Source organism: Novosphingobium sp. PhB57 (genome assembly GCF_004342985.1).
Classification (GTDB): Bacteria; Pseudomonadota; Alphaproteobacteria; order Sphingomonadales; family Sphingomonadaceae; genus Novosphingobium.
On record NZ_SMBO01000003.1, the window covers coordinates 442,129 to 456,576 of the forward strand.

Genomic DNA, 14,448 nt, shown 5'->3' on the forward strand with positions numbered 1-14,448 from the left:
CCCTCGACCTGCTTTCTGGACCTTGCCAGCCAATTCCCATAACCGTCCGCTCGTTCCGCCCGGTGCCGCGGCAGGACGACCAGCAAGAGGGCGCATCCCGATGTCGACAACCCCGCCACCCGTCGCCCCCGACCGCCGCCAGCGGCTGAAGGCCATTGTCGCGGGCTCCACCGGCAATCTGGTCGAGTGGTACGATTGGTACGCCTATTCGGCCTTCACGCTCTACTTCGCGCCGCATTTCTTCCCGGACGAGGACCGGACCGCCCAGCTTCTGAGCGCGGCGGCGATCTTCGCGGTCGGGTTCCTGATGCGTCCGGTCGGCGCCTGGTTGATGGGCATCTATGCCGACCGCAAGGGCCGCAAGAGCGGGCTCACGCTGTCGGTGGCGCTCATGTGCGCGGGGTCGCTGCTGATCGCGGTGACGCCGTCCTACCAGTCCATCGGCATCGGCGCGCCGCTGCTGCTGGTGCTGGCGCGGCTGATGCAGGGCCTTTCCGTCGGCGGCGAATATGGCGCCAGCGCCACCTACCTCTCCGAGATGGCCGGACGCGACCGGCGCGGGTTCTTTTCCAGCTTCCAGTACGTCACCCTGATTGCCGGGCAGCTCGTGGCGATCTGCGTCCTGCTGGTGCTCCAGGCGCTGCTGACCGAGGCCCAGCTCGATGCCTGGGGCTGGCGCATTCCCTTCGTGATCGGCGGCGCCCTGGCGGTTCTGGTGTTCCGCCTGCGCCGGGGCATGGCCGAAACGCACAGCTTCGAGAAAGCCCGCGCCGAGGGGGCACCGGAGTCCGGCTTCCTCGAACTGATCCGCCATCACCCGCGAGAAACCCTGACGGTCATGCTGCTGACGGCGGGCGGCACGATCGCGTTCTACGCCTATTCGATCTACATGCAGAAGTTCCTGGTCAACACCAGCGGCCTCAGCCGCGAGACCGCTTCCGAGATCAACGGCGTCACGCTCTTCGTGTTCATGCTGCTCCAGCCGCTGGCCGGCGCCCTGTCCGACCGGGTGGGCCGCAAGCCGCTGATGATCGGCTTCGGGGTATTCGGCGTGCTCTGCACATACCCGATCTTCGCCACGCTTGCGGAAACCCGCAATCCCCTGGTCGCCGGGCTGCTGGTGATGGCCGGGCTGGTGATCGTCACCGGCTATACCTCGATCAATGCCGTGGTGAAGGCCGAGCTGTTCCCCGCCCATATCCGCGCGCTGGGCGTTGCCCTGCCCTATGCCCTGGCCAACACCATGTTCGGCGGCACGGCCGAATTCGTGGCCCTGTGGTTCAAGCAGGCAGGCATGGAGCAGGCCTTCTACATCTACGTCTCGGTCATGATCGCCATCTCGCTGGTGGTCTATGTGCGGATGCGCGAGACGCGGCATCACGGGCTCATCCTCGAAGACTAGAGCGTTCCGATCGCGCGCGGCCCGACTTGCGCTTCACCTCGGCCGCCCGGCGCGAGGACCCCGGTAGCCTGCCCGAAGGCGCAGCCACCCTCTGCCCCATTGCCGGGGCGGAGGGTCACCGGTTCTCCAACACTTTCGAGGTCAGCGCCACCAGATCGCCGATCGGCTCCTGATCCTCGCGCGCATAGAGCGAGACGACCATGGGCGTCGCCTCGCCCAGGCCGTCGACCCGGCGCAGCCCCTGCCCCTGCGTCACCGAAATCGGCAGCAGCGAAATCCCCATGCCCGCAGAGACTGCCGCAAGCACGCTCTGCAGGCTGCTGCCGGAAAAGGCGACGTACCAGCGGCGGCCGATAGCCTCCAGTTCGCGGAACATCGTGTCGCGGTAGAGGCCGCCGTTGGGAAACGTCACCAAGGGCAGAGGATCGCGCGCCTCCACCGCGTGGCCGGGACCGGCAAACCAGCCCAGCGGCTCCGGGAAGCTGGCGCGGCAATCCGCGGCGGGCTGGTCTTCCTTGACGACGACGATGTCGAATTCCCCCTGCCGGTACCGCCCGGCCAGATCGCGGCTCAGCCCGGTGACCACGTCCAGCCTGATCCGGCTGTTGCGGGCAGCGAAACGCGCCAGACCCTGCGCCATGGCAAGCGTCGCCAGGTCTTCCGGCATGCCGATGGAGATCGCCGCCGTGCCCGCCGGATCGCGCAGCAGGCTCTGTGCTTCCTCATCGAGCTGCAGGATGCGGCGGGCGTGGCCCAGCAGGCGTTCGCCCATCGGCGTCGGACGCACCGGCCGCGCGGCGCGATCGATCAGGGCATGGCCCGCCATGTCTTCCAATCGTCCGAGTTGCTGGCTTATCGTCGACTGCGTCATGCCCAGTCGCTCTGCCGCGCGGGTGAAATGGCCGGTATCGGCAATGGCGACGAAACTGCGCAGGAGACGGGGATCGAGCATATTTTCATTCATAGAGCGAATGATGTACATGCCAATATCTAATTTGTGAATGATAACGCGGCGGCGTAGATTTGCGGAAAAGGAGCCTTCCGCCATGAAGTTCGTCGCCCCGCTGATCGTCGCCCTCCTCGCCTCCACGACCTCCGCCCTCGCCGCCGGCGCACCGGTCACCGACAGCGCTGACATGATGATCCGCCACGTCACGGTCATAGACGTCGAACACGCGCGCGCCATCGGCGAGCAGGCGGTCGTGCTGCGCGGCAAGGATGTCGTGGCAGTCGGCAAGGACGGCGAGATCGCCCGGGCCTGGCATGCGCAGAGCGTGGTCGAGGGCAAGGGACGCTTCCTGATCCCCGGCCTCTGGGACATGCACGTTCATTTCGGCGGCGGCCCGGACCTCGTCGAGGAGAACAAGGCGCTGCTGCCGCTCTATGTCGCTCACGGCATCACCACCATCCGCGACTGTTCGGGCGACCTTCCTGACCAGGTCCTGTCCTGGCGCGGCGAGATCGCCGGCGGCACCCTGTTCGGCCCCCGCCTGCTGACGTCCGGCGCCAAGATCGAGGGGATCAAGCCGGTCTGGAAAGGCACGATCGAAGTCGGCAGCAAGGCCGATGTCGATGCGGCGCTGGCCCGACTCCAGGACCGGGACAAAGTCGACTTCGTGAAGATCACCGACAGCACGCTGGACCCGCAACTGTTCCTCTATGCCGTCTCGCAGGCCAAGGCGCGCGGGCTGCGAAGCTCCGGCCATATCCCGATGGCGCTGACCGTCGGCCAGGCGGTAGATGCCGGGATCAGCTCGATCGAACACATCGACTATGCCTACAAGGCCGGTGTGAAGGACGAGGCGGCGATCGCCGCCGATTTCGCCGCGGGCCGCATCGACCGCGCCGAGGCCAATCGCCGGCTCGACAGCGGGTTCGACACGGCGACGGCCATGGCCTCCTATCGCAACTTCGCGCAGAAAGGCGTCTTCGTCACACCCACGCTGAACGGCAGCCGCATCCTCGCCTGGCTCGATGCCGACGATCACGCGCACGATTCCTATCTCGCCTATATCGGTCCGAAACTGCGCAAGACCTACGAATGGCGCATCGAACGCGCCGCAAAGGCAGGTGCTGCCGCGATCGAGGCGCGCCATGCGCACTTCCAGCGCATGGCGGCGGTGCTGCCGCTGCTGGAAAAGGCGGGCGTCACCGTGATCGCGGGCACCGATGCGGGCTTCCTCAATTCCTTCAACTATCCCGGCATCGGCCTGCACGACGAACTGAGCCTCTTCGTGAAGGAAGGCCTCACCCCGGCGCAGGCCCTGTCCGCCGCGACCCGCGCCGGTCCCGCCTGGTTCGGCCTGCTAGGCCGCTATGGCGCCGTCGCCCCGGGCAAGGCGGCCGATCTCGTCCTGCTGGACCGCAATCCGCTGAAGGACATCGCCGCCACCCGCGCGATCCGCGCCGTCATCATGAACGGCAAGCTCTATGACCGCAAGGCGCTGGACGGGATGCTGACGGATACGAAGAACAAGGTCGCGGCCTGGAACATCGCCGACAAGGCCGGAGCCACGCAATGATAGAGCAGCTCTTCACCGGCGCCCTGCTCCCGGACGGCAGCCTGGCCGACCTGGCGGTTTCGGGCGGCCGCTTCGTGGCAATCGGTCCCGACCTTGCCGCCGACGATAACGCCGGGCGCGTGGACCTGGGCGGACACCTGGTGCTGCCGGGCTTCGTCGACGGCCATATCCACCTCGACAAGAGCTTCTTCGGCGAACCGTGGCAACCCCATCGCCCCGCCGCCAGCCTGCGCGAACGGCTCGCGGTGGAGAAAGCCATGCTCGCCGACGTGCGCCCTGCCGCGGTCCGCGCCGACGTGCTGATCGGTCAGGCCGCCAGCCTGGGCACCGTGGCGATGCGCAGCCATGTGGATGTCGATGCCACGACCGGGCTCTCGCATCTTCACGCGGTCATGGCCGCCCGTGAGAAATGGCGCGGCCAGATGGACATCGAACTGGTGGCCTTCCCGCAGGCAGGCATCGTCACTTGCCCCGGCACGGCCGACATTCTCGACGCCGCCATCCGCGAAGGCGCGGAAGTGGTGGGCGGGATCGATCCCGAAGGAATGGACGGCGATTCCGAAGCTCATCTCGGCATCGTCTTCGGCCTTGCCGAGCGGCGCGGTGCCAAGATCGACATCCATCTGCACGAGGCCGGACTGCCGGGCGTTGAGCAATTGCACCGCATTGCCGCGCGCACCCGGGCGCTGGGCCTCTGCGGCCGGGTGACGGTGAGCCATGCCTATGCCCTGGGCGACGTGGAACTTCCGGTGCTCGACACGATTGCCCGTGCCCTGGCCGACGCCGGGGTGGCGATCATGACCAACGCGCCGGGAGATCGCGCCTTTCCGCCCATTCTGCGCCTGCGCGAACATGGCGTGCGGGTCTTTGCCGGGAACGACAATATCCGCGACGCCTGGTGGCCCTATGGCAATGGCGACATGCTCCAGCGGGCGATGCTGATCGGCTATCGCTCGGGCTTCTACCGGGACGAGGATCTTGCCGTGGCGCTGGCCATGGCGACGACCGAGGCCGCCGTCTCGCTCGGCCTCGAAGGCCGGGGCCTGCAAGTGGGCGCAGAGGCCAGCTTCGTGGCGCTTCCGGCCGTGAGTGCGGCGGCGGCCGTGGCCGCCCCGCCCTCGGAACGCCGGGTCTTCCGTCACGGCAAACCCCTCGGCGCGCCGATCCGATAAAGGAAAGCCCCGCAGCGTCCGGTACGCTGCGGGGCCTTTCGTGACCGCGTCGGGCCGGCTTACCAAGTGAAGCCGATGGTCCCCTGCACGGTGCGACGGTTGCCGTACCAGCACCAGCTGTAAGCCGCGAAGCAGCTCGTCAGGTACTTCTTGTCGAAGATATTGGTGGCGTTCAGGCCGATGGTCACGCCGCCGAGATCCGGATTCAGCTTGCCCAGATTGTAGCGGAGCAGGCCGTCGAACACGGTGTAGGACGGGGTGTAGATCGTGGTCGTGCCATCGAGGCTGCCGGCATAGACCTTGTCGACATGGCGAACACCGCCGCCGATCGAGAAGCCTTCCAGCGAACCGGACTTCGGCGCCCAGGCCAGGTTGGCCGAGATGCCGCCCTTGCCGACAGTCGCCAGGCCCTTGCCGACGTTGTCCGTATTGACGTCCTCAAGGACCTTCACATTCTGGGTGCTGAAGGCAACCCGGAAGTTGAAGTCGTAGGGCAGCGACCCGCTGGCCTCCACCTCGACCCCGCGCGAGCGGACCTCGCCCGACTGGAACGCGGTGAACGTCACCGGGTCGGAAACCACCACATTGGTCTGGTTGATCTGGAACCAGGCGCCGGTCAGCAGGATATCGGTGCCGGGAACCTGGTACTTGGCGCCCGCCTCGATCTGCTTGCCGACCGAAGGCTTGGCCAGTTCGCCGCTTTCCAGCACCGAGGACTGCGGTTCGAACGAGGTGGAGTAGGTCACGTAAGGCGACAGGCCGAGTTCGGTCTTGTAGAGCGCCGCCGCACGCCAGGTGAACTTGCGGTTGGTCTGCACCGAGCCGTTCTGCTCCAGACGCGCCCAGTCCTGCCGGCCGCCGAGCGTCACGTCCAGATTACCCACCGAGATGCGGTCCTGCGCGTAGATGCCTTGCTGGCGCTGGCGGGTGGCGGTGTAGCCAGGCTCGGAGTAATTGTTCGGATCGTAATTGAAGTCCGCGTCATAGCCTGGAACCACGTAAGGGTTCGCGGGCGTTGCGATCGTTCCATAGACCGGATTGTACGCGTCGATCGTGGTCGCCGATCCAAAAGCGTAAAGCTCGGTTGAATGGGCAACCTGGCGGTCCACACCGAACAGGACCGAGTGGTGCACCGAACCCGTGGTGAACTCTCCGGAAAGCTGGTTGTCGTAAGTCCAGTTGTTGAGCTGCTCGTTCGTCGCATAGGACGCGCGGTTGTAGACCGTGCTGTCCGTTTCGACCGGCGTTCCCGAGGTATAGACGATACCCAGACGGGTCTTCACGTACTGGTAGCGGCCAGACGAGCGGAAGGCCCAGCCATTGCCGAAATCGTGGCGGAAGATGAAGGTACCCGCGGCCTGCTCACGCTTGAAGAAGTCGTCCGGCTCGCCGCCGTAGAACTTGGTCGAGATCTTGCCGTTGGCGTTGTCGAACAGGGTACCGCTGGCCGGGAACACGCCGTAGTTGCCGTTGAACGGATCGTGCGAGTAGGCGCCGAGCACCGTGAACGTGGTCGAGGTGCCGGCGCCCAACGTCACGGCTCCGGAAACGGTTTCGCGGCGGCGCTTGCCGTAGCGCTGCTGGGCATCGGCCCCGTTGGCGCTGCCGTAGAGGCGCCAGAGGACGGTTTCGCCCACCTTGCCGCCCACGTCGCCATCGATGCGGTAATTGCTGTAATTGCCGTAGGTGCCGGACACGGCGCCGTAGAAATCGCGGTCGATCGGCAGCTTGCTCTGCTCGTTGACGAAGCCGCCCGGGCTGGATGAGCCGTAGAGCGCCGATGCCGGGCCCTTCACCACTTCGATGCGGTCCAGGCGCGACATGTCCACTTGCGGCGTCGCATAGCCCGAGCCGCTGGAGAACATCTTCAGGCCATCGAGATAGACCGGCGCATCGAAGCCGCGCAGCTTGAACTGATCGTAGACCTCGGCCGAGGAACCACGCGTTTCCGGCGTGACGCCGGCCACATAACGCAAGGCCTGGTTGAGGTTCTGAATGCCCAGCTCGGCGATCGTGGACGCGTCGATCACCGACACCGACTGCGGCGTTTCCGCCAGCGGAACATCGCTCTTCGTGCCCGAGGAGGCCACGGTTGCGGAACGGTCACCCTTGACGACGATGGTGTCGTCGGAATCGGCCGCCGCAGCCTGTGCGGCAACGGGGAGGAGGGAAATGGCCACCATGCCGGTAGCTGCTCCAACGAGAAGGCGGCCGCGGACCGTCGTTCGAAACATAAACTGCCTTTCGATATCGATAATGAGTCGCGATCGCGCCACTAGTGATAATGCGACTGGCTCGCAAGATTGCTGAGAGATTGCTGGTTAATTAAACAACCTGTCTCGTCTTTGTGTGGGATATGCGCCACAACCAGGAAGGTGCGATTTACGCCGACCGGGCCGCCTCGCGGCCTCGATCACGGCGTGCCCGGTTTATGGTAGCGTTACCAACAAGCGTGACCTAAGCTCTCCCGCAAAGGGAGAGAACCATTGCTGAAATCCGTTCGCGCTGCATTCCTGCTCGCCGCCGGCGCCTTGCCTTTTCTGGCGTCCCCCATGCCGGCAGCACGCGCGGCAGAACCGGATCGCGGCGCCCGCTTCGACAATTTTGCCTACCAGGGCCGCAGCCAGGACGCCGTGGAGCCCGGCCCGGGAGAATATCGTAACCCGATCCTCCCCGGCTACTATCCCGATCCTTCGGCGACGCGCGTGGGCGACACCTACTACCTCGTCAATTCCTCCTTCGCGCACTATCCCGGACTGCCGGTCTTCGCTTCGTCCGACCTCGTGAACTGGCGCCAGATCGGCAACGCCATCGACCGGCCGGATCAATTCGACTTCGCGGGCCTGCGAAGCTCGCGCGGGATGTTCGCCCCGGACATCTCCTGGCATGCGGGCACGTTCTACCTGCTGGGCACTTGCGTCGATTGCGGCGGCAATTTCGTGATGACCGCGAAGGACGCCAAAGGCCCCTGGTCGGCCCCGGTCTGGCTGTCGTTCGAAGGTATCGATCCCTCGCTCTACTGGGAAGGAGACCGCGCCTTCATCGTCAACAACCGGGCGCCGAGCGGGACTGCGCTCTACGAAGGGCACCGCGCGATCTGGGTTCAGGAATTCGACTGGCACGCCGGCAAGATGGTCGGCGCAGCGACGCAGATCGTCAACGGAGGCGTGGACCTGGCACGCAAACCGGTCTGGATCGAAGGGCCGCACTTGCTCCGCCGCGATGGCCAATACTACCTCATCGCCGCGGAAGGCGGCACCGGAGAGCAGCACAGCGAAGTCGTCTTCCGCTCCCGCAGCGTGCGCGGGCCGTTCGTGCCCTGGTCCGGCAATCCCATTCTCAGCCAGAGGTCGCTCGATCCCGCGCGGGCCAACCCGGTCACTTCCGCCGGGCATGCCAAGCTCGTCGAAACGCAGGACGGCAAGTGGTGGGCAACGTTCCTCGCGACCCGGCCCTATGAAGGCGATAACTACAACATCGGCCGCGAGACATTCCTGCTCCCCGTCACCTGGCAGGATGGCTGGCCGCGTATCCTGCCGGCCGACAAGGCCATCCCGCTGGTCGCGGCTCGGCCGGACCTGCCCGCCGGGGCCGCCGCACCGGCTGCCTCGGGAGACTACAGCTACCGCGACACGTTCCACGGCGACCGGCTGGGCATGGCCTGGATCGGCCTGCGCACGCCCCGCGCGCCGTTCTACAAGCTGGAAAACGGCTCGCTGGTGCTGGAAGGCGCGACCCCGCTGGGCGACCTCTCCGCCGCCCCCGCCTTCGTGGGCAGGCGGCAGCAGCACCATGACGCCGCCATATCGGTGGACTTGCGCTACGCGCCAGCCGCCGATGGCGACCGCGCGGGACTGGCCGCCGTCCAGTCCGACAAGGCCTACCTGTTCTTCGGCCTTCTCCGCAAACAGGGCACCACCCGCGTGGCCCTTCTCGTGCGCGATGGCGATGCGCCCGAGCGTGAGATCGCTTCGCAGCCCTTCGCAGGCACCGGGCCGGTCACGCTCTTCCTCCACTTCAAAGGCGCCAGCGTGGACATGACCTATGCCACAAATGGCCAGCGCGCCACATTGGCGCAGAACGTCGACGTGCGCTTTCTCAGCACCAAATCGGCAGGCGGCTTCGTAGGTACGGTGGTCGGCCCCTATGCCTGGCAAGCGCGAGCCGCCGCGGCGCGCTAGCCGCGGGGGTCGTTGCGCACTATAGAGACCGGCTCATGGCCGTAACGCGCGAAATCCGATGCTCAACCTGACGACCCTGCAGCTGTTCATTCGCGTTGCGGAGCTGGGGAGCCTGTCGCGGGCGGCCGACGAGGCGAACCTCGCCATCGGCGCGATCAGCCGCCGGCTCACGCAGCTGGAGCAGGACCTCGGCGTGCAACTGCTGGTCCGCAACGGGCGCGGCGTGACGCCGACGGCGGCGGGGAATGCCCTGCTGGCCCATGCCCAGCGCATCATGCGCGACATCGGGCTGGCGGTGTCCGACCTCTCCGACTACGCCAACGGTCTGAAAGGCAGCGTCGACATTCTCGCCTGCACTTCGGCGATCACCCAGTTCCTGCCCGCCGACCTCGCCGCTTTCGGCCACGCCAACGACAAGATCCGCCTCAACATCCAGGAGGTCTACTCCGCAGAGATCGTCGGCCGCCTTCGCGCCGGCGAAGCGCAAGTGGGCGTCATCATGGAAGAGCCGGGAACGGTGGGTCTCGATACCTGGAAATACCGATGCGACCGGCTCACCGTGGTCGCCCCGCCGCACTTGCTGTTCGGCACCCATTCGGTTCGCTTCCACGATCTGGCCGAGCACGAATTCGTGCAAATGGGCTACGATACCGCCAATACCCGCCTCCTCGCCCGTGCTGCCGACGAACAGGGCTGGTCCTTCCGCCTGCGCGCGGCCGTAGACAGCTATGACGCGGTCTGCCGCATGATCCAGGCCGGCTTCGGCATCGGCGTCCTGCCCAGCGAAGCCGCCAAGAACTTCATCGTGCCCATGGGTCTCAAACTGGTGGAACTCGACGAGAACTGGGCCGAGCGCCAGATGCTGATCGCCGCCAACGGCGCCAGCCTGTCCGGCCCGGCGCGACTGCTGATCGACTTCCTGGTGGAACGCTCCGCCGGCCGCTGAAGGCCGACGTTTCGCAATGGCCAAAGCAAATGCGGACCGCACGCTATCGCGCGCGATCCGCATTCCCGGTCAGGTCGCTCCTCCTCCCCGACGCGGTTATGACTTACTTGTTGGCAAGTGCCGCCTGCGCCGCCGCCAGGCGTGCGATCGGCACGCGGTAAGGCGAGGCCGAGACGTAATCGAGGCCGGTCTTTTCGCAGAAAGCGATGGAGGCCGGATCGCCGCCATGCTCACCGCAGATGCCCAGCTTGATATCGGGGCGCGTCTTGCGGCCACGTTCCGCGGCCAGTTCGATCAGTTCGCCGACACCGTCCACGTCGAGGCTGACGAAAGGATCGCGGGCGAAGATGCCCTTGTCGACATAATGCGTCAGGAAGCGGCTGGCATCGTCACGGCTGATGCCGATGGTCGTCTGGGTGAGATCGTTGGTGCCGAACGAGAAGAATTCGCCCAGCTCCGCGATCTCGCCCGCCTTGAGCGCAGCGCGCGGCAGCTCGATCATCGTGCCCACGAGGTAGTCCACGGTGGCGCCGCGCTCGCTTAAGACTTCGGCCGCAACGCGGTCGACAATGGCCTTCATCAGCTCCAGCTCCTTGCGGGTGGCGACCAGCGGGATCATCACTTCGGGGATCGGCGCCTCGCCGGTGTTCTCCTTGACGATGAGCGCCGCCTCGAAGATCGCGCGGGCCTGCATCTCGTAGATCTCCGGGTAAGTCACGCCGAGGCGGCAGCCGCGATGGCCGAGCATCGGGTTGACCTCGTGCAGCTCCGCAGCGCGGCGCTTGAGCGTGTCTACGCTGACGCCGGCGGCACGCGCCACGTCTTCGAATTCGGCCTCGGCATGGGGCAGGAATTCGTGAAGCGGCGGATCGAGCAGGCGGATCGTTACCGGCAGACCGGCCATGACCGTGAAGATCTCCGCGAAGTCATCACGCTGTTCGGGCAGCAGCTTGGCCAGCGCGGCGCGGCGCTCGGCCTCGCCCTCGGCCAGGATCATCTCGCGCACGGCAGTGATGCGGGCGGCATCGAAGAACATGTGTTCGGTGCGGCAGAGCCCGACGCCCTCGGCGCCGAATTCGCGCGCGGTGCGGCAATCCAGCGGCGTTTCCGCATTGGCGCGGACCTTGAGACGGCGAACCTTGTCGGCCCATTCCATCAGCGTGCCGAAGTCACCGGCGAGTTCCGGCTGCACGGTGGCCACTTCGCCGGCCATGACTTCGCCGGTGGCGCCGTCGATGGTGACGGTGTCGCCTTCCTTCAGGACACGCCCATCGATGCGCATGGTGCGAGCGACATTGTCGATCTGCAGGCTGCCGGCGCCCGAGACGCAGGGGCGGCCCATGCCGCGCGCCACGACGGCGGCGTGGCTGGTCATGCCGCCGCGTGCGGTCAGGATACCGCGGGCGGCATGCATGCCGTGGATGTCCTCAGGGCTGGTTTCCACGCGGACAAGGATCACGGCCTTGCCCTGCTCGGCCAGCTTTTCGGCGGTATCGGCATCGAGCACGATCGCGCCCGAAGCTGCGCCCGGCGATGCAGGCAGGCCCTTGGTGAGCACGTCGCGCGGCGCATCGGGATCGAGCGTGGGGTGAAGCAGCTGGTCGAGCGCGGCGGGATCGACGCGGGCAACGGCCTCTTCCTCGCTGATGAGACCTTCGCGCGCCATGTCGACCGCGATCTTCAGCGCGGCCTTGGCGGTGCGCTTGCCCGAGCGGGTCTGGAGCATCCAGAGCTTGCCCTGCTGCACCGTGAACTCGATGTCCTGCATGTCGCGGTAGTGCTTTTCCAGCACTTCGAACACACCGGCGAGTTCGCCATAGGTCTCGGGCATGGCCTCTTCCATCGAGGCGGCCCGGGCACCGGCACGCTCGCGGGCGTCCTTGGTGAGGTACTGCGGCGTGCGGATGCCGGCGACGACGTCCTCGCCCTGGGCATTGATGAGATATTCGCCGTAGTACGCGTTCTCGCCGGTGGCGGGGTCACGGGTGAAGGCGACGCCGGTGGCCGAGGTTTCGCCCATGTTGCCGAAGACCATGGCCTGCACGTTGACGGCCGTACCCCATTCACCGGGGATGGAGTTCAGGCGGCGATAGACCTTGGCGCGGTCCGACTGCCAGGAACCGAACACGGCGCCGATCGCACCCCAGAGCTGGTCGTGCACGTCCTGCGGGAAAGGCTTGTCCCAGAGCTTCTCGACGATGGCCTTGTATTCGGCGACCAGGATCTTCCAGTCGGCAGCGGTCATCTCGGTGTCGAGGTCGTAGCCGCGGTCTTCCTTCGCGATGTCCAGCGCTTCCTCGAAGGCACCGTGATCGAGTTCGAGCACGACGTCCGAATACATCTGGATGAAGCGGCGATAGCTGTCCCAGGCAAAGCGCTCGTCGCCCGAGGTCTGGGCGAGGCCCTCGACCGTCTGGTCATTGAGACCGAGGTTGAGCACGGTGTCCATCATGCCCGGCATCGAGATGCGCGCGCCCGAACGCACGGAGACCAGCAGCGGATCGGCGATGTTGCCGAAGGTCTTGCCGGTCACCTGCTGGATATGGGCGATGCCCTCTGCCACTTCGGCCTTCACGCTTTCGGGATAGACGCCGCCGTCCGTGTAGTAGCGCGTGCACATCTCGGTGGTGATGGTGAAGCCCGGGGGAACCGGCAGGCCGATCGCAGCCATGCCGTCGAGGTTCGCGCCCTTGCCGCCAAGGAGGTTCTTGTCGCCCTTGCCACCATCGTCGACGCCGCCACCGAAGCGATAGACGTAGCGCGTTTCAGTCAAAGCCGTCATGGATCGAAATACCTCGTTGCTGCCAGGAGCGTTATCGTGCCCGAACCGGGATTCGGCACTTTGCTGCGATGCAACGGTGTAGATGACGGGATTTTTCCGCGACGACCATCGATAAATGGCAAAGCCGGATTTCACCATTTGTGAAATCCGGCTACACTCGCGCGCTTCAGCGGGTCGGTCTGGTTTCCGGCATTCTGAGGAATACCGGCAAGGCTCCGATGGCCACGATCGCGATCATCACGCCTGGCACGGCCTGCCAGCCCGTTGCCTTGACCAGCAATTGCGCCACGAATGGCGCCAGCCCGCCGAAGATCGCCGTCGCGGCCGTGGCACCCAGGGCCAGCCCCGAAAGACGCCCCTCGCCGGGGAACTGCTCTGCCGTCGCTACCGCCCCCACCGAGCTCACTGCGCCGCCCAGCGCAGCCAGCAACAGCGCGCCAATCAGCGCGGCGCCGTAGGATCCTTCTCCCATTGCGGCGAAGGACGCGGCGGGCAGCAGCACTGCCAGCGCGCCCACGCCGAGAAGCACCGGTCGGCGCCCAATCCGGTCGGACAGCGCGCCGATGAACGGCGTGACCAGGATGACGAGAAAGGCCGCCGCCGTGGACAGCCACAAGGCCTCGCTCTCCGCCATCACACCGGATTCGGTGACGAATGCCGGGACATAAGTGATGCCGACGTAATATGTGATCGATCCCAGCGCGGAGATGGCGAACCCGCGCCCGATCGCAGCGCGGTGGCGGGTAAGGACGAGGCGCAGCGGTCGTTCGGGCACCGTGCGGTGGACCACCTGCCGCTCGAACTCGGGAGATTCCTCCAGCGTTGCCCGGGCCAGCAGCACGGCTCCGGCTAGGCCGGCGCCGAACAGGAAGGGTATGCGCCAGCCCCAGGCGTCGAGCGCGGCCGGAGCCAGCGCATTGACGACCAGCGCCGACACGCCCGCCGCCAGCAGGCCGCCGAGTTCGCTGGCGGCCGCCGCCGAGGACGTCACCAGACCCCGCCGCCGGCGGTGAGCGCCTTCCATCAGATAGGCGACGACGCCGGTATATTCGCCGCCGACCGAGAAGGCCATGACGCAGCGCAGGCCGAGCAGCAACCAGCCCGAAGCCGCGCCGATGCTGGCATAAGTCGGCATCGCGGCGGTGGCGAGCATGGCCGCCGTCATCAGTGCCATGGACAGCAGCATCATGCGCCGGCGTCCATAGCGATCTCCGACATGGCCGAAAACCGCCGCGCCCAGTGGCCGCATGAGATAGGCCACGGCGAACCCGCCGAGCGTGACCGAAAGCGATCCTTCGCCGCCGCCGAAGAACACGCGCGACAGCACGGTCGCGAGATAGAGGTAAAGCGTGAAATCGTACCACTCGACGATGGTCGAGAATGCGGCGATCACCATCGAGCGCCTCGAAAGAGGCCCGCGCTCCTGCCCGTCGCGACCAGCGT

At 66.4% G+C, this 14,448-nt stretch carries 9 protein-coding genes; 5 read left to right on the top strand and 4 right to left on the bottom strand.

Going from position 1 to position 14,448, the window contains the following annotated elements; translation table 11 throughout:
* Window positions 1-100 precede the first annotated feature (100 nt).
* Complete coding sequence (locus EDF58_RS12650; RefSeq protein WP_132265928.1) at window positions 101-1,402, top strand: MFS transporter; 1,302 nt, start codon at window positions 101-103, stop codon at window positions 1,400-1,402.
* Window positions 1,403-1,517: 115 nt separating this feature from the next.
* Here the strand turns inward: EDF58_RS12650 and EDF58_RS12655 are convergent, their stop codons facing one another.
* Entirely contained in the window at window positions 1,518-2,354 is an 837-nt protein-coding gene (locus tag EDF58_RS12655) for a LysR family transcriptional regulator (protein ID WP_132266250.1), read from the bottom strand.
* Window positions 2,355-2,448: 94 nt separating this feature from the next.
* Between EDF58_RS12655 and EDF58_RS12660 the strand changes: the two genes are divergently transcribed.
* Entirely contained in the window at window positions 2,449-3,924 is a 1,476-nt protein-coding gene (locus tag EDF58_RS12660; protein ID WP_132265930.1) for an amidohydrolase family protein, read from the top strand.
* Window positions 3,921-5,096 carry an amidohydrolase family protein gene (locus tag EDF58_RS12665; RefSeq protein ID WP_132265932.1) on the top strand — a complete coding sequence of 392 codons (1,176 nt, stop codon included), beginning with the start codon at window positions 3,921-3,923 and terminating at the stop codon, window positions 5,094-5,096. Before EDF58_RS12660 ends, EDF58_RS12665 begins: the two co-directional genes overlap by 4 nt.
* A 59-nt stretch (window positions 5,097-5,155) precedes the next feature.
* Here EDF58_RS12665 and EDF58_RS12670 read toward each other — a convergent pair whose 3' ends face one another.
* Complete coding sequence (locus EDF58_RS12670; protein ID WP_243654223.1) at window positions 5,156-7,279, bottom strand: TonB-dependent siderophore receptor; 2,124 nt, start codon at window positions 7,277-7,279, stop codon at window positions 5,156-5,158.
* Window positions 7,280-7,582: 303 nt separating this feature from the next.
* Between EDF58_RS12670 and EDF58_RS12675 the strand changes: the two genes are divergently transcribed.
* Window positions 7,583-9,277, top strand: a complete 1,695-nt coding sequence (locus tag EDF58_RS12675) for a glycoside hydrolase family 43 protein (RefSeq protein ID WP_132265935.1) — start codon at window positions 7,583-7,585, stop codon at window positions 9,275-9,277.
* A 58-nt stretch (window positions 9,278-9,335) separates the two neighbouring features.
* Window positions 9,336-10,223 (top strand): LysR family transcriptional regulator, encoded by an 888-nt coding sequence (locus EDF58_RS12680; protein ID WP_132265937.1) that lies wholly within the window; start codon window positions 9,336-9,338, stop codon window positions 10,221-10,223.
* A gap of 103 nt (window positions 10,224-10,326) precedes the next feature.
* On the opposite strand, the gene ppdK is transcribed toward EDF58_RS12680, so the two are convergent.
* Together ppdK and EDF58_RS12690 are read right to left on the bottom strand one after the other, a co-directional pair.
* Window positions 10,327-13,005 carry a pyruvate, phosphate dikinase gene (gene ppdK, locus EDF58_RS12685; protein ID WP_132265938.1) on the bottom strand — a complete coding sequence of 893 codons (2,679 nt, stop codon included), beginning with the start codon at window positions 13,003-13,005 and terminating at the stop codon, window positions 10,327-10,329.
* 166 nt (window positions 13,006-13,171) lie between these two features.
* Window positions 13,172-14,401 (bottom strand): MFS transporter, encoded by a 1,230-nt coding sequence (locus EDF58_RS12690; RefSeq protein ID WP_132266253.1) that lies wholly within the window; start codon window positions 14,399-14,401, stop codon window positions 13,172-13,174.
* Window positions 14,402-14,448: the final 47 nt, after the last annotated feature.

What these genes read in the sequence shown, in the direction of transcription:
- EDF58_RS12650 (WP_132265928.1), top strand. Translation starts at nt 101, where the DNA reads ATGTCGACAACCCCGCCACCCGTCGCCCCCGACCGCCGCCAGCGGCTG.
- EDF58_RS12655 (WP_132266250.1), bottom strand. Translation starts at nt 2,354, where the DNA reads ATGCTCGATCCCCGTCTCCTGCGCAGTTTCGTCGCCATTGCCGATACC.
- EDF58_RS12660 (WP_132265930.1), top strand. Translation starts at nt 2,449, where the DNA reads ATGAAGTTCGTCGCCCCGCTGATCGTCGCCCTCCTCGCCTCCACGACC.
- EDF58_RS12665 (WP_132265932.1), top strand. Translation starts at nt 3,921, where the DNA reads ATGATAGAGCAGCTCTTCACCGGCGCCCTGCTCCCGGACGGCAGCCTG.
- EDF58_RS12670 (WP_243654223.1), bottom strand. Translation starts at nt 7,279, where the DNA reads ATGGTGGCCATTTCCCTCCTCCCCGTTGCCGCACAGGCTGCGGCGGCC.
- EDF58_RS12680 (WP_132265937.1), top strand. Translation starts at nt 9,336, where the DNA reads ATGCTCAACCTGACGACCCTGCAGCTGTTCATTCGCGTTGCGGAGCTG.
- ppdK (WP_132265938.1), bottom strand. Translation starts at nt 13,005, where the DNA reads ATGACGGCTTTGACTGAAACGCGCTACGTCTATCGCTTCGGTGGCGGC.
- EDF58_RS12690 (WP_132266253.1), bottom strand. Translation starts at nt 14,401, where the DNA reads ATGGTGATCGCCGCATTCTCGACCATCGTCGAGTGGTACGATTTCACG.